Consider the following 19,804-nt stretch of genomic DNA (forward strand, 5'->3'; position numbering starts at 1 on the left):
TTACAACGCATAAAAATTATACTATTATGAAGAAATTATTATTGCCTACCTCTATTGTTGGAAGTTTACCCAAACCTGCCTGGCTTGCACCACCCGAAAAACTTTGGTCACCATGGAAATTAGAAGGCGATCAGCTATTGGAAGGGAAGCAAGATGCTTTGCGTATTTCTCTGCAGGAACAACAATTGGCAGATCTGGATATCATTTGCGACGGCGAGCAGACACGTCAGCATTTTGTAACGACTTTTATCGAGCATTTAAGCGGTGTAGATTTTGAAAATCGTAAAACAGTAAAAATTCGTAACCGTTATGACGCGAGTGTTCCAGTAGTAGTAGGTGAAGTTACACGTCAAAAAGCAGTTTTTGTTGAAGATGCTAAATTTTTACGTAAACAGACTAATAAGCCTATAAAATGGGCATTGCCTGGTCCGTTAACTATGGTAGACACCTTGTGCGACGACCATTATAAAAGCCGAGAAAAATTGGCGTGGGAATTTGCAAAAGCACTCAATGAAGAAGCAAGAGAACTTCAAGACGCAGGGGTAGATATTATCCAGTTTGATGAACCTGCATTTAATGTGTTCTTTGATGAAGTAAACGATTGGGGAATGGCAGCATTAGAAAGAGCCATTGAAGGTTTACATTGTCAGACTGCGGTTCATATTTGTTATGGTTATGGAATACAGGCAAATACTGATTGGAAAAAGACATTAGGTTCAGAGTGGCGACAATACGAAGAAATTTTCCCGAAAATTCAAAAATCTAAAATTGATGTCGTCTCTTTAGAATGTCACAATTCCAATGTCCCTTTAGATTTAATGGAACTTGTTCGCGGTAAAAAAGTAATGGTCGGTGCCATTGATGTGGCAACCAACACTATCGAAACACCAGAAGAAGTAGCTAATACCCTGCGTAAAGCTCTAGAGTTTGTAGATGCCGAAAATCTTTATCCTTCTACAAACTGCGGTATGGCTCCGCTATCTCGAAACATAGCCAGAGGCAAGTTAAATGCTTTAAGCGCAGGAGCAGAAATTATACGCAAAGAACTTGGGATTTAGTCTCGATATATTAATAATGGAGTCCGTGCCTCCACGGAGGAATAATATTTAAAACACATTGAAGAAATTATTAGAAGTATTAAAAAAAGCAGGTTTCGACGGTTTCCTGTTAATGATAGCCACCATGATTCTGATGGCTTATTTTTTGCCAAAGCCGGGCATGGTCAAAGAACCTGTTTCGTTGGAGGAGATTGCCAATGCTGGCGTTTCCTTGATTTTCTTGTTTTATGGTATGCGATTAAGTGTTGAGAAATTAAAAGCCGGACTATCCAACTGGAAAATGCACATTGTCGTCCAGTTGACCACCTTTTTATTTTTTCCGCTCATTGTTTTGGCATTTCGTCCGTTGTTTGTCAGTAACGGCTTCGAGCTGCTTTGGCTGGGTGTATTTTTTCTGGCAGCTTTACCGTCTACAGTATCCTCTTCCGTGGTCATGGTTTCCATCGCCAAGGGAAACATTCCCGCAGCCATTTTCAATGCGAGTATTTCCAGTTTGATCGGAGTAGTGGTCACGCCGCTCTGGGTTGGGCTGTTTATAGCTTCTGCAACAGGCGATTTTGATGTCACTCAAATCGTCATAAAGTTGATTCTGCAAGTCTTGATGCCTGTCATCATTGGCATAACCCTTAATTCCCGTTTCGGTTCCATTGCCGAAAAATACAAGAAACAACTCAAATATTTCGATCAGGCAGTTATTCTGACGATTATTTACACGTCGTTTTGCAAGTCATTTTCTGAACATCTTTTTGAAGGCTTCACCGCCGTTGAACTTGCCGGACTAGCTGCAGGCATGATGGCGTTATTTTTTGCCGTATTCTTTTGTGTCGGGCTATTCAGTCGCCTGCTTGGTTTTTCAGATGAAGATCGTATTACTGTTCTATTCTGTGGATCTAAAAAGTCATTAGTACACGGCACCGTTATGTCAAAAGTACTTTTTCAGCACAGTACTATTACAGGTATTGTATTGCTACCGCTCATGCTTTACCATGCTTTGCAATTGATTGCTGCCAGCATCATTGCTCAGGGTATGGCTCGACGAAAAGAAGTATAAAATATTGCCTAGTAGATTTTTATACTGTGAAGATGAATGCTGCAGTATGTTATGTTTTAATGTGTGTAAAACAAGATTTTTGTATTGCTTTTCGTTATATTTGAAGAATTTTATTCTGTCTTAAAAATAAATCAAACCAAAATAATCTATGGAACAGATAGACGATATTGATCTTCAGTTATTAAATATACTTCACGATAATTCTAAATACACTGTAAAAGAGCTTGCCAAAATGGTAAATCTTTCAGCATCGCCAGTTTTTGAGCGTATTAAAAGATTGGAAAACAATGGTTATATTAAGAAGTATATAGCACTCCTTGATGCAGAAAAATTAAATAGAGGCTTCATCGTTTTTTGTAATATCAAACTTAAACAGCACGATCGTAATATTGGGAATCAGTTTGTTAGTGATATTATGAAAATAGAAGAAGTTGTGGAGTGCTATAATATTTCAGGTGATTACGATTTTCTAATGAAAGTTTCAGCCAAAGACATGAAGCATTATCAGGATTTTGTGTTTAATAAATTGGGATCAGTTGAAAGTATAGGGAGTACCCAAAGCACCTTTGTTATGTCGGAGATAAAAAATCTTTATGGATAGTGTCGCGATAGCTTATTTATTTGAAATTCGCCATAGCTTTTGTAACAGAAAATGTATTAAGTCCATTAAAGGTTCTTGAAACATTTATTTTTTGTTCCGATGCTTTCCACAAGAAATACTCGAACTGACGTTTGTAATAATTACACCAAACGGGTTCACTTAAACTTTTTCAATTAGTTTGTGATTAATTTGAATTTTACAGGTTGAAAAAATATATTTGAATTTTTCTCAAAGTAAATTCCATTTTCTTTTTTATCTAATTTTACTTGGTAATTATGAATTATGGTGGTTTGTGCAATCACATTTAGCTGGTAAGTATCTCCAGTTTTATTTGCTTTGGATATATCCTGAACAATACCATTAATCACAACCGATTTAGGAACAACAACAGTGTCATTTAATTTAAAACTAACTATATATCCTTTTTCACTATTACTGTTGTAACTTTTATACGTTTGATTTTTAATATCTATAAGTTGTCTGGAACAGGAAAAAAGAAAAAAAAGCCCGAAAGAAAATAATAAAAAGACGGCTTTTGGAGTACTATTTTTCATACTTTTATCGTTATATATCCACAAATTTAACTTAAATCAAACGATTCAAAAAATAATGAAATTAAAATATATTGTTAAGATATTAATTATAGGATTGGTTTTTACAGCTTGCAGCAAGGATTCTGATTCTGACAGTAAAGAACCATCAACTACTAAGCCAGACGAGATTAATAATTTTGTTTGGAAAGCTATGAATTCTTGGTACTACTGGCAGCCCAACGTTGCCAATTTGTCCGACAGTAAAATCACTTCTACCGAAGGATATAACAATTTAATAAACGGAAAAACTCCCGACGCGCTTTTTTATTCACTCTTATACCAAAGAGGAACTGTCGATAGATTTTCCTGGATTGAAAACAGTAATGAGATAGTGCGTGTTTCAAAAATTGCAGAAGTCGAAAAAACAGGCGGTTTTAATTACGCAATCTACCCTAAAGATGCATCCAATTTTAATATGGTAGCCTTAATTAACTACATTGTGCCAGGTTCACCAGCAGCTTTGGCAGGATTGAAAAGAGGCGACGTTATTACAAAAATAAATGGAAGCCAACTTACTACACGTAATTATGACCAACTAGAAAACACACAATTCACAATTACTTTGGCAGCAAGCGTGCAGTTTACAAGCAGTAGTTTAGTAACCACAGATAAACCAGAAACTGTGACTGTATCAAAAGCCGAAATTGATGAAAACCCAGTTGCTTATTACGAAAAGAAAGTATATGGAGCAAAGAATATAGGTTATCTGGTTTTTAATGGTTTCAAATCCGATTACAATGATGAACTCAATTTGGCTTTCGCTAAAATGAAATCGGATGGAATTAACGAATTGGTTTTAGACTTAAGATACAATGGAGGCGGTTCAGTAGAAACTGCAGTTGCTTTAGCACAAATGATTAATGGCAGTTTTACCAATAAACCATATATTTATTTAGACTTTAATGATAAACACAATAGTGAAGACGGTTATGAAAATCTTTCTGAAAAAGTAAACATTTTTAACTTGGTTGATAACGAACCAACTTTTCAGAGAGAAGAAAGTATAAACAGCCTTGCTTTGACAAAAATATATGTGCTGATAAGTTTTCAAACCGCTTCTGCCAGCGAGCTCACGATACAATGTCTAAAAAAATACATTAACGTTACCACGATAGGAGAAGAAACTGTTGGCAAATTTGTTGGCTCAATCACTTTATACGATTCTCCTGCAAATGATTATACGTCCTATGCCAATCGAAGCACTAAACACAAATGGCAATTGCAACCTATTACTTTTTCATATTACAATAAAGACAAAGAGACAAATCCAGCGAGAATTGTACCTGATTACGAAATCAATCCTTATAGTACTTTCTCAAATTTGGTTGAATTTGGAAACGTAAAAGATCCTTATTTGAATAAAGCTCTCGAATTAATTACTGGCCAAACTATACGAACTACAGCAAAAACCGCCAATCCTTCTTCTTTATTAAAAATTGATAATCTTGCTGCGTTCAACCCTACTAATACAGCCAAAGGTTTATATATAGAGGATTTTAAAAGGTTGAAAAAATAATAAATTGTAACGAAATTAAATTTTGAAATAAAAAACATCAATCTTAATTAAGGCTATTTCAATAATAATCCTCAAAAAAAAAGGTTAGATTTTTGAATGCTTTCCGAGTAAAAAGCTTTAGAGAAATCTGGAGCTTTTTTTATTTTTATTCATTAGATTTATAAAATAAAATGCAGGTGCAAATAGCTTTTGTGACAGAAAATATATGAAGTCCACTTTTCTTTCCATAGAAATGCCCCCAAACTATGTCTAAAATTTGGAGGCAGTTTTTTATGTTTTAAATCATGAAGAAGTGCTAAATTTTAAATTTAATTCCGCCATTCACAACAAATCCATCTAACGGAGCATAAATATCTTTGAAAACAGGATTTGAAATTGGTCCTGTATATATGCTTCCAAATTTAGTCTGTCTGGTATCCGTAAAATTTTCAAAATTGGCATAAACTGAAAAATTCTCCCAAAGTTTTTCGACCATAAAACCAAAAATCCAGTAATCTCTTCCTGTTGTGCCGTCACTTAGTTTTTGGGGACTGTAATAATAAGCTTCTAAGCCCGCTTTCCATTTGTCTTCAACTTCATACATCAAAACATTGTTCAATCTGTGTTTTGCGGTTAAAGGGTTTTGAGATTTTATTCCATTGGTATCTATTGAGGCATCTGTATAAGTGTAACCCAGAAATAGCTTAAAGTCTTTATAGCCTAATTTTATATTTGTTTCGGTTCCTTTAGTGTCTAAATATCCGTTTACATTAATAAACTGGTAAACATCATTTGGAAGAGAATTCAAAATTAAAGGATTGTCTACATTGGTGTAGAAAAATAACTGATTCCAAGATAAGGAAAGATCTTCTGTGATTTTAGTTTTATAATTTACATCGAAGTTAAAGCCGTAGCTTCTTTCTAGTTTATTGAAATCGCTGTTAATCGGCAGAACATTTCGATACTGGATACGCTCGCTTTCTTCAGTAAAAATAGTTGGTGTTTTGTAACCTAAACCGCCGCCAATTCTAGATGTAAATTTAGAATTAATTTTAAACAAAGCAGAAACTCTTGGAAGAAACGAAAAACCATAATCAATAACATAATCACCTCTCAGACCGGTTTCTATTTCCAGCCATTCTTTTGCTTTTACTGTATTTTGAAGAAAAGCACCATAAGTTATCTGGTTATAGTTTCTTAAAGGAAAAGCGGTTTGGCTGTTTTCGGTAAAATTGTCGGTATATAAGTTTGCACCAGCAACCCATTCTGCTTTTTTACCGTTTTTAGAATAACTGATTTCAGAAAAGGTACTATTCTGTAAACCATCAAATACATAATCAGGAATCGTGATGACACGACTGAAATTATTAAAACTGTTTTTAATTGTAACCGATTCCTGCTCATTAAATTTATGTGTCAGGGAAAATTGCGTGCTTATTCTCTGTGTTTTATTTTTTTCGAAATAACTATCAGGATATTTACTTTGATCTTTGATGTAATCAATATTTCCACCTAAACGGTTTTCAAAAACAGTATTGACACCAAAATTAAGTTTGGTGTTCTCATTAAAATTGACAAAAAGTTTAGGGTTAAAATTAAAACGCTCAAACTTTGGTATAGCTGTAAGTTGTATATCTGCGGGATCGTAAGGAGCGTTGCGATCGTGAGAAGCAAAAACGGTTACACCAATTTTGTTAAACTGCTGAGAGTAAAATCCATTTATATCCAGTCCAAGAGCAGAAGTTCCATTGATTAAAAATCGCAATTCTCTTTCTTCGGTAGGGGTTTTAGAAACAAGATTTACTAATCCGGCGATTGCTCCTCCGCCGTAAAGGGTAGAGGCAGAACCTTTAATTATTTCAACCTGCTTTAAATCTAATGGAGGAGTCTGCAATAATCCCAGTCCGCTTGACGCACCGGAGTATAGAGGAAAACCGTCTTTTAGAATTTGCGTATATCGACCGTCTAATCCCTGAATCCTAATAGAAGAATTTCCTGAAGTTGCAGAAGTCTGTTGAGTCTGAATTCCGGTACTTTCGTTAAGCATCATACGAATATCACCTGGTTTCATATTGGCTTTTTCTTCCAGTTCTTCTCCAGCGATAAATTCTACTCTGGTCGGAATATTACTGATCGTTCTGGTTCCTCTAGTTGACGTAACGATTATTTCTTCCATTTCTTCAGCCTCTTCGTCCTCGTTCTGCAATTCAATATCAATAAAATCGACAGTTGAAGGTACTTTAAAAAGCGTTTTGTTTGGCGCATAACCTTCTATAGTGATAGACAATGTATAATCTCCATCTTTAAGATTTTCAATAATAATGTTGCCATCAATATCAGATGTAAAAATGGAATTTGTTTCTTCAATTTTTGCAGAGGCTCCTTTTACAGGTTCATTAGTTTCAGCATTCTTGAGGTGAAATTTGATAGTATTCTGTGCTTGTGTAGTGCCAATAAATGCTATTGCCACAATCAATAAAATATATTTAAACATTTATGATTTCTTAATATTAATAATAAATAGACCCGCATAATGATATTAATGCAGGGGAATAAACTTTTATATTAAGAAATTTTAGGAGGTTGCCAGATTTTGCAGATAAAGGATGAATCTACAATTTTGTTGTAAGATGGTGTCTGAGAAACCTCATCTAAAGTAAATTCTAATTTTTCATTGATAATTACTGAATTAAAATTTAGTGTAAATCCTATACAGGTTCCGCAGGAATAAAATGGCGAACATTTTCCGTTACATTCGTTACCACAGTCATGTGAATCATTCTCACAATTTTTCTTTACATCACATTCTGAGTGATTTGCAAATGCAGAGCATGGAACTGTAGAAAGAAACAGCACGATGAATGATAATATTGTTACGAAAGATTTCACACTTCAAATTTATAAATAATTAGTATTCCTGCCAATTTGTTTACTTTATGATTCACATGTTTTTCACAGCTGGCACAAGTCATTCCGCTAATTGTAAATTCTACATTTTGACTACTGGATTTGTTTTAAACGAAGATTTTCTTTTCTGTATTTTGATAGAAAATATTTGAACAGTAAGGGAACGAAAGCATAAGCATAAGGGTGCAAATCTAAGGGAGTACATTAAATTGGAGTTTTATTGTTTATACTACACAGATCACGAGATCCTACATGTTAAAGGTTGTCTTTTTTATTTTTTAAAGAATTGTTCTGCATTTTTGTAGAATATTTTTTCTTTTTGTTCTGAAGATAAAAAGTCAAGTTTATTTACCGATTCAATTGCTTGCTTAATGTCACCATTATCAGATCCAAACATTAACCTATTTTCTAAACCGGCATCGATTAATCTTTTCATAGTAGCGTAAAAATCTTTATGAGGAACAATATATGGGTTTGAAACAGCAGAAATATCGGTGTATACATTTCGATAAACGCTCATAATACCTATTGTTTCTTCTAAAAAAGGGCTGCCTGCATGCATGATCCAAATTTTCAATTTCGGAAATTTAAGTATTAAATCTTCTATCAGGATTGGACTTCCTAAGCTAACTTTAAAATTTGGACAGCCGTGATTTGGGCCAGCTAATCCCGTATGAATACCAACTGGAAGGTTATATTTCTCAGCTAACTCGTAATACGGATATAATAATTTATCTGATGGCGAAATCCCATAATATTGACTTAGTATTTCTCCAATGAAATCAATTCTTCCATTATTAATTTGCTGCTCTACCCATTTAATATCTGGCAATTCTTTTCCATCTGAGAAACAAAGCCGGTTACCATAAGGTACTTTTCCATTTGGGCATGGGAGCATTAATCCGTAAAGTAATTCAATTTTATATTTATCTCGATAAGTATTTTGCAAATCCCAAGAAGTGCTGATGGCTGCTTTATAGACACCAGAATTTTCTAACTGCTTCATTTGCATGTTTGGGTCTGCTTCACCATGAATATGGGTATCTAATACTTTCTGAGAATAAGAATTAAAAAAGCCAAAAAGTAATGAGATTAGGATTATTTTTTTCATTTTTCGACATTTTAAATTTTATATTGAAATATTGAATCCTCCTAATTTTTGGTGGGATTACTGTTAATATCACTCTGTAAATAAAAAACAAAAGAAAAACTATAGTTTAGTTTCTAATAAAAGTATAAAAATACTGATTTTGAAATTAATATTCTTATTATTAATAAGTTACAATAAATAAAAAGAGGAAAAAATCCTATATCCTTAACGGGATTTCGAATCATCGTTCAACTTAGATTAAATAACTAATAAAGCCGCTTTTAAGATTGCTTATTTCAAACAGACTAAAAAAATCTTTTGGAAAAATCGAACCACAGATATTAGGCTGTGAAGGTTTGAAAAATCTAGAAATTTGTGTATAAAAAAAGAGACAACTATATAATAGTTGTCTCTTGAAGTGAGGTTACTGAACAATTTACAAATCATTTTATGAATGATTTAAAGAAACTGGCTTATTTTTCGATTGATTTGTAAGATAATTGGTTTATTTTTTTGTTTTGAAGCGGTTTGTATGTTTCGTAGGGGTTTAATGTTAAAAAACGTTAAAAAATGTGATTTCGTTAATTCAATAAATGGAGCTATTAATATACTTGTAAAATGAAACTACATAACTTAGCATTTAAATGGATAACTTAAATAAGTTTTTAGCAAAATTAAATAATAGTTTTGAGATTATTTAGGTCAAAATTTGATGATTATTTCTGCCGATTTTGATGAAAATAATAAATATTTTTCCACTTATTTATTGTTCTTCCGCGGAAGCTAAAAATTGATTTATTTCCTTTTGGCCCCAGTAAAAAAAGGTTTTTAATTTGTTTAGAATTAATATTGTTATTAATGTTTTTAATGCCAAATTAGAAATGCTCTGTTTGGTTTTTCAAATTATTGATATTTGGTATTTTAGTGCAGTTATTTGGTTTGCCATCTTGACGGTGAAAATCCAATTGTTATACCACCCCAAGTATGAAAAGATTTTCCTCCGCTGTACTCTTGACTCCTGCCATAGAAGCTATATTTGGCATAGAAGAAATCTCCTAAAAGTAAATTGGCACCGGCATTAATTTCAAACAAAAATCTGTTGACCTGAGAATGCTCAATTTTGTATATGCTTTGGTCATTAAACATTAATCCTTCCAATGTTGCATTATATGCTGCAAGTCTTACGCTGGGTTCAGCAAAAAGGTTAAAACGAATAGCCCTTTTTTTAGGTGCTTCTTCAACAAAAGTTGGAAGGCCTGGTATGTAATCCTGCAGTAAACCGGAATTAAAGTTTAAAAAATTTAATTTAATGCCTCCTTGCAGATTCATCATATAATTTCCTATATCCGCTTTTGCTACCCAGTAAGGAGTCATCCACTGGAAATTCGATTTTGATTTTCCAAGGAGAATTAGTTTTTCCAGCCGGATATTATAGTTAATAACCAACGATCCATTAAATCCGATTTGATTGTCCCATCCTTGAGGCTCAGGTCGGTCTGAACCAAACCAGTGATTTTTGTGAATATAGCTTTGAACATTCCCAGGACCTGGGGAGCCTACCGAACCAATTATTAAGTCAGATTGAAGAATAAGATTTTTAGTAGTATTGTAACACACATTGCCAAAACTAAAGAAAGTTAAAGAGGCATAAGGACGATCTCCAATCACGACCTCGGAGGATGCAATGTCTTGTGGAGTATAAGCAGTCCCTCCAAATCCAAAACGTTGAACATTGAGTACAGTTGGATCTTGTCTAAATTTGAAAAAAGGGAGCCATTTCCATTTTATTTCGGGGGTCAGCAATTCTACCTTGGCAGCTCCTGTATAGTTTTCATCCTTATTGTCGATACCTAAAAAATCATTTTCAGTGGTAAATAATATTTGGAAACCCGATCTTCCCTGTGATAAGGCATTGCAGGAATAAAGAAAAGTCAGAATTATTAAAAACTTTTTCATAAGATATTATTTTTAATTATTAGGATGTTTTCAAAAAGTTTATTTTCTTTTTTTATTATAGATTGTAAACAAAGGAATATCGAATAGGATTGAAAAGCTTACGCGAGAAACATTCTGCCCGGTCTCAACAATATCTGAGACCCCGTCATTATATGTTATTGTCCTTAGATTGCTGATGTAGTTATAACGTCCGCCAATGGTAAGAGGGGTATTTTTAAAGTTGTAAAAAATACCTGCTCCAGGTGAAAGAAATTGTTCAAAACGAAGATCATCGTAGGTGGTTTCGTCATTTTTAAAACGAACATTAACTAGTGAGCCCAGATCAAGAACTTCAAGAAAAATGGACCACGAACCTACGGATGATGGAAGGAACGAGACAGATATTCCTATAGGGGCTGTCACACCACCATACCAGGAATCTTTGGCATTTGGGTCTTCAATAGTTTCATAGCCTAAATTAATTCCGGCGTAACTGTTCAAACTGATATTACAGGGAGAGATCCGTTTTAATGCAGAAGTTCCTATTGGATCCACAGAATCTTTTAGAATAGCTTTGATTTTCGAACCATCTGTGTCTGCCGCAATTTCAGCTGCAACGATGATGAGTTCGTTATTTGATTGTTCAGCATGCAGATAGCTCTTAAATTCGGAAACGATAAGCAGCATTGCATTTGGGTACTCTTTTTTCAAGAGAGATTTAAATATTTTCAAATAATTTTCAGGGATTTTAATGATTTTTTCATTCAGTCCTAACTCTGGAATTTTTGATAAAACAGACATGACCTGGTAGATGCTTTTATTGATTTTTTCTGCATATGACAATTGATCCTCAAGAGTGAGAAGCTTAAAATCTTTGCTTTTAAGAAAAGTGTAAGCGTCTTCAAGTTTATTTACAAAAATGAGAAGATTTTGGATCTTAAGGGCTTGTTCCAGATTGGTCGAGCCTGAATCCATATATGTCTTGATGAAAGAAAAGCGGCTTAACTGACAGTACAGCAGTCTGTAGATTTGTCTGATTTTTGCACCTTCAGCATTTTGCAAGTCTATTTTATAAGGAGATAGTAAAAGAACAGGATCTATCCATAAACCTTCACCTTCTCCGCTTTCTGCTCTCAAACTATTGGAGATGACAGCGATGGCACCGGTTAGCTGCCTCACTTCATTGGTAATATAAGGTTTTAGCGAAATCCTGTTGATAATATCAGGAAGATCTGTGCCTATTGAGCTAGACTGAATTACTTCACTGCTTATAGAAAGGAAATCTCTTGCGAGAGGATAGTTGTTTATTTTTGGCAGCAGGATTTCCGGCTTTTCAGCAAATAAGTTTGGAACTTCGTTAATGTCATTTTTTATATGCATTTGCAGAGTAGCAATATTCAATCCAGTATATGGATTTCCTGAATAATAAATTTCTTTGATGAAAGCTGTTGTTTCCGGGAACAAGGCATAAAATGTGGTGGCGTAGTTTATTTTGTCCTGATCTGCAGGAGGTTCCACGATGTTTTTAAACAATCTATTAAGGGCCAGGTTAAAGGCTTCTTTCTCAAATTGTTCAGCAACTATTACTGATATTGTATTGATTATATCTGATTGCCAGTTGAATGCGTTTGGAAGATGTTCCTGTTCTGCAACTAATTTCAGGCCAGATGAATTTTCAGATTCTGAAATTTTATTTTCTACCAAATTTAAAAAGGGGCCACAGTCTGGAAATGCTTGCGAATCTTCTGGAATGCTATCATTAAGCTGCAAGACCCCAAGGAACAGATTTAATCTTTCTGTTTTAAATTCTTCAATATCTTTTGGTTTGGTAGCCGGTTTCTGATACTGCAAATAAAATTGTCTCATTGCTTCTATCTGATCTGCTGAAAAGAAATCGCGGTTCTCATTATATCCCATGAAATTGGTTGCCATTACGATTCTGCTTTCATTGCTGCATTTGACATCAGCATCTGTTGATTTATAAGCTCTATTGATTTTTTTTTGGGCCGGGGTGTCCTTGATGCCGTCATTATCATTGCACTCTCCTTCGAAGATGTGCAGCAGTCCCAGCCAGTGTCCAACCTCATGGGTTAAGGTATGTTCTTTTTTTACATTTCCTATCATGTCATAATCGATCACCACGCCATGATTAGCTGTTTCAGTGGGTGTATACGCATTTGTGCCTTTATTTACGTTACAGATATAAATATTGAGATAGTGGTAGGGATCAATCAACGGGCTTTCCGCAAAGGCTTTCCTTTTTCTGTAACTGAATACCCGTGTACTTGTTTTTCTTTTTATGATTCCTGTAGTCAATGTTCCATCAGGCAATATTTTTGCTTTTTCAAATACAATTTTTGAATTTTTGCGTTTGTATCCAGCTGGTCGATCGCCAGCTTTATCTGCAGGGACAGCGGCATTTTTTCCTTTGAAATCAGAAGCTAATGAATCAATCATTGCATCAATTTGATCATCAGATAAGATTTTGTCACCATTTTTGTGCAAAACATGTACAATGACCGGAATTTTTATCGTATTTCCTGGATCAGCAATATGCTGGCTTGGCGGCATTTGTACTTCTTTATAGCCAGAACAACTTTGTATTGTTAAAACAATAACAAACAAGATTAGTAATTTTATCTTCATATATGAGTGTTTTAATTACCGGTATGTGGAAAACTGAGTTTTTAGAAGCTTTACTAACATTCAATAAAGTTTCACATTAATAGTTAATTTATTTTAAATGTAATTTATTGATAAATAGTGTAGTGTGTGTTTTTTAATGCCAATTTATTGTTTCTGAAATTGGCATACAAGAGTAAAAATACTTGATTGTAAAGTTGCGTTGTGCAGGTCGTATTAAAACAAATTGTAAAATAGAGATAGCATGGTTTATTCTTTAGCTTTTTTTATCACCTGATGGACCAAAGAGGGATGATGGAGCATGCGCTGAAGCTCGGAGTCAACCACTTCTGCAATATCCTGTTTTATCTGCAGGTAATTCCGTTTAACCATTATATTTGTAATAGTCCGTACAGGCTCAATGTCCTGATAGGATTCCTGTTCTTTTTTAAGCGATTCATGATTGTTTATTATATCGCAATGAAAAGCCTTTAGCTGGATTCTGCAGTCAGGATCATCTGCTATCGTGCCAACAAATTCCCCTGAACTTAAGGCGGATATTTTAGAGGCGGGAACTGCAGATTCAAGCTATCTGGACCTGCTTATGGAGGTATCCGAGCTGTTAATGGACAGGCTTTCGCGATTCTGCATTATTTTGCCGAATCGTTCAGAGAGCTGCTTGGCTGTATCTCCCGTTACCTACCCAGAGATAAGGTTTCCGGTGATGTTCATTATAACATCTGCCTGCTCACGTCCGTAGTCCTTGCGCAACTGGCTGAAATCCTGAATCCCCAAGCAGGTACTTACCTTATTGCTCCTCGCCGTTGCAATAAGGCTGTCTATGCCACTGAGATAAATAGTGGGAAACTCGTCGAATATGAGGCTGCTTTTAAGCTTTCCTTTTTGGTTGACCTGCTTGATCAGGCGGGTTACATATAAAGAGATTACAGCTCCATAGGTATGGATCTTCTGGGGATTGTTGCCTATGCTGATTATTTTGGGTTCTTGGGGATTATTAATATCAAGTGTAAAATCGCTACCAGTAAGCACAAAATAGAGTTGGGGGGAGGAGAGCTTTGACATGGCTATTTTAGCGGATGCAACCTGGCCTTCAAGCTGTTCCATTGCATCGTTTAGATAAGCTGTGTGGTTTAACAACATGAAAAAGAAGTAGTTTTTAGTGGTCAATTTGAACCGAAACTATGTGGTCAGTTTAAATTGAAAAGTGGTGGTCAGTTTAATCCGAAAGCGGTGGTCACTTTATGCTGAAAAAGCGTGGTCAATTTGACCGTTTTTTCCAGCCTTACTAGTTAAAGGGATTGACAATTTAATTAAAATTAATGAAGCATACTTAGACATGGATTTGTCAGAAGCTCGAAGCTTAATTGGTTTGGTTTATCCTGAAAATTTCACGATTAGAGAAAATAAAGTACAAACCGCTAGGGTGAACAAAATTGTAGAGTGTATATATTTAATTAACAGGGAGTTAGTGAATAAAAAAAACGGAACAAAAGATGATTTTTATCTTTTGTCCCGTAGAGTGACCTCGACTGGGTCGTAACTTTACCTCTTATTTCCTTTATTTATAGGGCTTCAACGTGGACTATAATCTACAGGGGTAGCGGGAGGGATAATTATTTGTAATTAATTAAACAAATCAGCAATCATATCATGGTAACTTGTAACATTCAAATTTATTCCTTCTACGCATCTTTGGAAATTTCCTTTGTTTCTACTTTTAGAGTCAATTTCGATAACAATTCTAAAGGCTAAATCATCATTTATTTCCTTATTAGACATTTTTACTACGTGGCGCATTACATACCATCTATTATGTGATTTTGCTAGTTCAGCAGAAGTAACTGCTGCTTTTGCTTTAACTTCCAAATCAGATGTTTTATTGTATATATCAAGTATGTATCCAATTATTACATCACAGTAATCAAATTGATAGTTTGTTTGGCAAACCCATTCAAAGTACATTAAACAAAATTCATCAAATAGCTCTTTGTCTATTTTAAAAAGATTATCTATAACTTCTAAGTTTATTTCGTAAAAAAAAGAATAATGTAAAGCATTATTCCTCTTTAAGAAAAATACAAAACTTTCAAATTTATCTACATCCCAAAATTGGGTATTTTTAAAATCTTCAAACCATTGATTATCTACAGTAGATTTTAAAATGGGCTGTTTAGATAATACATATAGAAGTTTATTTCTTAATGTAGCAATATTAATGAAACGGTCTTCTTTTTTATGTTTAGTACATTTTTCGATTATTACACCAATTTCACCATTAGCGGTAAGTTGTGAATATGGAACACGATTCCCATCGGTAAAAATATCATGTAAAATTGCTCCAAAAGAATAGATATCCGCTAAGGGAGTTACTCTTCTAAATTCTGTTGTTTGTTCGGGGGCACAGTAATGAACAGTTCCATAAGCATTATTACTAGTGGTAATAGTTTGGGATAAAATTTCCTTGTCTTGGGAAATTAATCCAAAATCAGCTAATTTCCAAATTCCTTCGTGCTTTAAAATATTTTGGGGTTTTAAATCTCGATGTACAAGACCTTTACTGTGGATAAATTCTAGAGAGTTTAAAATATCTCCCAATCCTTCAGGATTTCTATTTTCAGCTTTGGAATTAATTATCTCATTACTGTAAACATCTTCGGCTATAGGCATTAAAAACCAAGGATTATCGCTCTCTAAATCTTCGTAAATAATTGGTATAAAATACTCTTTAGGTAAAAGTTTTTGTGTTTTTACTTCCCTTATAAATCTTGCTTTTAGTTTATCGCAAAGTTGTTTATCGCTTAAAAATTGTGAGGAAGGACAAAAAGTTTTGCGTGCATATTCATTTCCATCATCACAAATTACTTTTTCAATAATTCCAAAACCTCCTTGATTAATTACTTCTATTACTTTTAAAATTCTCATCTAATAAAGTTATATTTATAATTTTCTAATTCAAGTATACAGATACTCCCGTACTCTTCTCTTTTTAAAAAGCTTCCATTATCAATGCATATAATTTTATTTTTATTTTCTATACTAGAAACTATAACGTTTTGTGCAGTAGGACTATGCCCGTGTATTAGTATTCTGTTTTTTATCCAGTTCTCATTATAATATTTAAATGGTTCTCTTTCCCATAAAATAGTTTCAATATCTGTGAATGGATTTTCTATTGTCATGTTTAAAGATGCATGTACAAAAACAAAATTTTCATTTTCGTAGTAATAAGCAAAAGATTTAATTAAATCAATGTACTTAGACGGTATTTTGTTTATAGAGCTTGTTAAAAAACTTAGTAAAGTTTTTTCGCCCCCATTCTTAATCCAACTATTCAAATTGTTAACATTATCGAAAGCGTCTAAAAGCATTTGTTCATGATTACCTTTCAAGCAAACCAGATCAAAATTATGCTCTTTTAACAATAAAATTGTATCTAAGACACCCTTGCTATCTTCCCCACGGTCAATAAAGTCTCCTAAAATAATTAGGCGGTCAGTTTTTTTTAATTTAACATGTTTTAGTGCTTTTCTAAAAGCAACGTTGTTTCCATGTATATCTGATATAACAAAAGTTCTCATAAGTGTTAGTAAAAATAAATAAAGTTCTTATTTTTTTCTAGAAAAACATCATTTTAAAGCATTAAAAAAAATATAGATTAATTATTTATCTCGAAAGTATCGAAGTAGTTTTACATTGCTTAAATAACTTGTGTAAAAGCTGGATTTCTAATATCCAAAACAAAACTCCCTTTTGCATTTCCTTTTGTATCATCTATTCGTTGTTGATAAAGATGCTCTGGAGCAACCTTTAACAATTCAATTAAATCAATAAATTTTATAGTCCAAACTCCATCTAAAAATTCTACCTCTTTGGTTGTATTGCCCATTACAAATTTTACAGAATGCCATTCTACCCAAAAATATATTATTATTTCTTTGTAGTGTTTCCAATACCTTTCGGCATCTTTACGGTTAAATACAACTGCATAGGTCGGGTCTATTCCATATAAATCCCCAGCTTTAAAGAAAGGAGTGTTTTGGGTTTTTAGGTCTGCAATTAAGCTGTTATCTTTTAATAAGTCAGGAGCATAAGCGTTTACCGTTTTTTCGGGATTAATTATTAATCCTAGTTCAGTTCCAAATTTATTTACAAAAGCTTGTTCTATTTGTTCACCATCCTTACACCAAAGAGTTTTATTTTGCAAATCTTGCGGAGTAATTTCGATGCCGTCTTTATTATATTGTTGATAAGCCATATTCAAAATTTAATAGGTTCATCATTTACATAAATACATTTAGGATTTTTTTCAATTGTAGATTTTACAAAACTTCTAAAATCTTCTTCCGAAATATTTTTTGCACCAGTTAATTCGATTAGCTCCTCCCAAGAAAATTTATTATTTTGTGTAGATTTTCGTCTAGACCACTTTTTTATTTCAGTACCATTTCTTACCCTGCTTGATGAGCTATTTTCAGAATTATCACTATTTTTAATTTGTAATAGTTCTCCTTTAGAATTACAGAAATCAACTGCATCTATGGAACTTCCCCAGCAACAAACCCAACCATAATCGCTTAGTTTTATAGACAAATATTCTTCGAGTAAATCCCCAATAATATTTTCTATAGACATTTGTAAGCTATGTCCATCAACAATTTTTTTTAACTCAGCTTCAGAGGTATTCGCTACTCTTAAAGAAAAAATTAAGCCAACAATAGGGTCAGAATGTGTTTTGGAAGAGTTTCCGATTCGTAGAGAAGGTCTATTACTATAACCTTTATTATACGCATCAATAAATTTATGTAAATATTCTTTTAAAGGAACTGGTTGCTCAACTTTATCAATTTTTTTGGGATATCTAAGTTTCGGAAGATTTCTAATATCATTAAAGGCACACTTCAAGACAATTTCTAAATCCCCCGAATAACTTTCTTTACAATACTCTTTTGCATATTTAATTGCAATATCGGAATCAATTGGTTCATCAAATTTTGTATCTATTTTCATCAGTAAAATTTTTTACCAATGATATGAATTATTTTACAAAATCAATCAAACAAGGAGTAGCTATTTTCCAATAAAAATAATTTTTCTATTTTATGCATAAATTCGTCATAGCTAGTGCTAAGGTATCTCGAATGCTTAAATTTTACATAATCTTCTGTACTTAAATTATATAAGTGGCTTTTTATTTCTCGACCAATAGCTCGACCCAAACCAACTGGTACGGCGTTTCCAATTTGTTTATATTTATCAGTAGTATTTCCTGCTAATTTCCAATCCAAAGGAAATTCTTGGATTACTTTGTATTCTTCAACACTTATAGGTCGGATTTCACTAGGATGACATAAATCAGTTGCCGGCATAGCTGGATTAGTAACTACGGTAGGGGAAGGTCTTTCCCAATTTAGTCTTCTCATAAAGCCAGTTTTACCTCCTCCTAGAAAGAAAGCTTTTCCCAAAGCTTCCATTTGTAAGTCGACAGGTAAATCTCTCCAATTTTGCCCGCTTTTTAAGTTTTTGTATAAATTTGCTCTTTTTTCAGAATAGAAAATAGATTCGTGTTTTTCTACATCTTTTAAAACTTTAAAAGCTTCTTTTAAAGTTTTCCATTTCGGCAAGTCATATTGTCCATTTTCTGAATGGGTAGGAGTAAGTCTGTTTACTTTAACAGAATCCTTAGTTCCGATTATTACAACTCTTTCACGAATTTGTGGTGTTCCAAAATTAGCAGAATTATACAAGTCAAAATTAATGTTGTATCCAGCACTTTCTAATCTCTTTATAACATAATATAAAGAAGAGCCTTTTTCCTTTAAAATAGATAATGGAATTTGGTCGATAATATCATCTTTCTCGTCTATTTGTAATATAGAAGACATAAGTCCTCTAACATTTTCTATTACAAAATATTTAGGAGATATTTCTTCAATTATTTCTAGATACTTTAGGAAAACGTTTCCTCTCGAGTCAGCAAATCCTAATCTTTTTCCAGCAGTACTAAAAGCTTGACAAGGTGGTCCTCCAACAATAACATCTACTTGGTTCTTATTTTTTAACCCAGAAAATTTTAATATATCTTCAACAGAATAGTTTCTAACATCCCCAATCAATCCAATATTTGGTTTATTTAAAGTAATTGTATTTCTACAGGCTTTATCAAACTCACAAGCCAGTACAACGTTAAATCCTTCTTTTTCTAATCCTATATCTAATCCAAGTGCACCCGAGAAAAAAGAAAGGGTTGTAAGTTCTTTTTCTTTAATTTTTACTTTGGATATTTTGTCTTCAATTACTTCTTTATTCATTTCGTAAAGGTATAAAAAATTAGTTTTTTTTAATTTTAAAATAACAGTTTCATTTAGGCAAGTTAAAAGCTTAAAACAATTTAATCCAGTATACTTTGTCTTAAAAAGAAAATCAATGTCTAA

General features: G+C 33.4%; 17 protein-coding genes. 4 read left to right on the plus strand and 13 right to left on the minus strand.

The genetic code is table 11. The features are described 5' to 3' along the window. Positions 1 to 26 precede the first annotated feature (26 nt). From BD847_RS04080 to BD847_RS04090, 3 genes are all read left to right on the plus strand, one after another. Positions 27 to 1,058 carry a methionine synthase gene (locus BD847_RS04080; RefSeq protein ID WP_115887341.1) on the plus strand — a complete coding sequence of 344 codons (1,032 nt, stop codon included), beginning with the start codon at positions 27 to 29 and terminating at the stop codon, positions 1,056 to 1,058. Positions 1,059 to 1,116: 58 nt separating this feature from the next. Beyond that, on the plus strand, positions 1,117 to 2,109 hold the full coding sequence (locus BD847_RS04085) for a bile acid:sodium symporter family protein (RefSeq protein ID WP_115886988.1): 993 nt from the start codon (positions 1,117 to 1,119) through the stop codon (positions 2,107 to 2,109). Between the two features lie 148 nt (positions 2,110 to 2,257). Beyond that, on the plus strand, positions 2,258 to 2,710 hold the full coding sequence (locus BD847_RS04090) for an Lrp/AsnC family transcriptional regulator (RefSeq protein ID WP_035644147.1): 453 nt from the start codon (positions 2,258 to 2,260) through the stop codon (positions 2,708 to 2,710). A 173-nt stretch (positions 2,711 to 2,883) separates the two neighbouring features. Here the strand turns inward: BD847_RS04090 and BD847_RS04095 are convergent, their stop codons facing one another. Further along, entirely contained in the window at positions 2,884 to 3,264 is a 381-nt protein-coding gene (locus BD847_RS04095; RefSeq protein WP_115886989.1) for a hypothetical protein, read from the minus strand. A gap of 55 nt (positions 3,265 to 3,319) precedes the next feature. Here BD847_RS04095 and BD847_RS04100 point away from each other — a divergent pair, with 55 nt between their 5' ends. Further along, positions 3,320 to 4,819: a S41 family peptidase gene (locus tag BD847_RS04100; protein WP_115886990.1), complete on the plus strand. Its 1,500-nt coding sequence runs from the start codon at positions 3,320 to 3,322 to the stop codon at positions 4,817 to 4,819. A gap of 295 nt (positions 4,820 to 5,114) precedes the next feature. Here BD847_RS04100 and BD847_RS04105 read toward each other — a convergent pair whose 3' ends face one another. The 12 genes from BD847_RS04105 to BD847_RS04160 form a co-directional block, all read right to left on the minus strand. Next, positions 5,115 to 7,292, minus strand: coding sequence for a TonB-dependent receptor (locus BD847_RS04105; protein ID WP_115886991.1), 2,178 nt, complete (start codon positions 7,290 to 7,292; stop codon positions 5,115 to 5,117). Between the two features lie 71 nt (positions 7,293 to 7,363). Further along, on the minus strand, positions 7,364 to 7,687 hold the full coding sequence (locus BD847_RS04110; RefSeq protein WP_115886992.1) for a DUF6660 family protein: 324 nt from the start codon (positions 7,685 to 7,687) through the stop codon (positions 7,364 to 7,366). Continuing rightward, entirely contained in the window at positions 7,684 to 7,779 is a 96-nt protein-coding gene (locus tag BD847_RS21110; RefSeq protein ID WP_449404005.1) for a cation transporter, read from the minus strand. The genes BD847_RS04110 and BD847_RS21110 overlap by 4 nt, the downstream gene beginning before the upstream one ends. 197 nt (positions 7,780 to 7,976) lie before the next feature. Further along, positions 7,977 to 8,816 (minus strand): amidohydrolase family protein, encoded by an 840-nt coding sequence (locus tag BD847_RS04120; RefSeq protein ID WP_115886993.1) that lies wholly within the window; start codon positions 8,814 to 8,816, stop codon positions 7,977 to 7,979. Positions 8,817 to 9,725: 909 nt separating this feature from the next. Further along, positions 9,726 to 10,751: a lipid A-modifier LpxR family protein gene (locus tag BD847_RS04125; RefSeq protein WP_115886994.1), complete on the minus strand. Its 1,026-nt coding sequence runs from the start codon at positions 10,749 to 10,751 to the stop codon at positions 9,726 to 9,728. Between the two features lie 39 nt (positions 10,752 to 10,790). Continuing rightward, positions 10,791 to 13,376, minus strand: a complete 2,586-nt coding sequence (locus BD847_RS04130; RefSeq protein ID WP_115886995.1) for a M43 family zinc metalloprotease — start codon at positions 13,374 to 13,376, stop codon at positions 10,791 to 10,793. Positions 13,377 to 14,051: 675 nt separating this feature from the next. Beyond that, positions 14,052 to 14,477 (minus strand): TraM recognition domain-containing protein, encoded by a 426-nt coding sequence (locus tag BD847_RS21060; RefSeq protein ID WP_394336440.1) that lies wholly within the window; start codon positions 14,475 to 14,477, stop codon positions 14,052 to 14,054. A gap of 519 nt (positions 14,478 to 14,996) precedes the next feature. Continuing rightward, positions 14,997 to 16,295, minus strand: coding sequence for a protein kinase domain-containing protein (locus BD847_RS04140; protein ID WP_115886996.1), 1,299 nt, complete (start codon positions 16,293 to 16,295; stop codon positions 14,997 to 14,999). Then, positions 16,292 to 16,951, minus strand: coding sequence for a metallophosphoesterase family protein (locus BD847_RS04145; RefSeq protein WP_115886997.1), 660 nt, complete (start codon positions 16,949 to 16,951; stop codon positions 16,292 to 16,294). Before BD847_RS04145 ends, BD847_RS04140 begins: the two co-directional genes overlap by 4 nt. A 119-nt stretch (positions 16,952 to 17,070) precedes the next feature. Further along, on the minus strand, positions 17,071 to 17,628 hold the full coding sequence (locus tag BD847_RS04150; protein WP_115886998.1) for a hypothetical protein: 558 nt from the start codon (positions 17,626 to 17,628) through the stop codon (positions 17,071 to 17,073). A 2-nt stretch (positions 17,629 to 17,630) separates the two neighbouring features. Further along, on the minus strand, positions 17,631 to 18,380 hold the full coding sequence (locus BD847_RS04155) for a SinI family restriction endonuclease (protein ID WP_115886999.1): 750 nt from the start codon (positions 18,378 to 18,380) through the stop codon (positions 17,631 to 17,633). 41 nt (positions 18,381 to 18,421) lie between these two features. Beyond that, complete coding sequence (locus BD847_RS04160; RefSeq protein ID WP_115887342.1) at positions 18,422 to 19,681, minus strand: DNA cytosine methyltransferase; 1,260 nt, start codon at positions 19,679 to 19,681, stop codon at positions 18,422 to 18,424. Positions 19,682 to 19,804: the final 123 nt, after the last annotated feature.

This window comes from Flavobacterium cutihirudinis, from assembly GCF_003385895.1.
Lineage (GTDB): Bacteria > Bacteroidota > Bacteroidia > Flavobacteriales > Flavobacteriaceae > Flavobacterium > Flavobacterium cutihirudinis.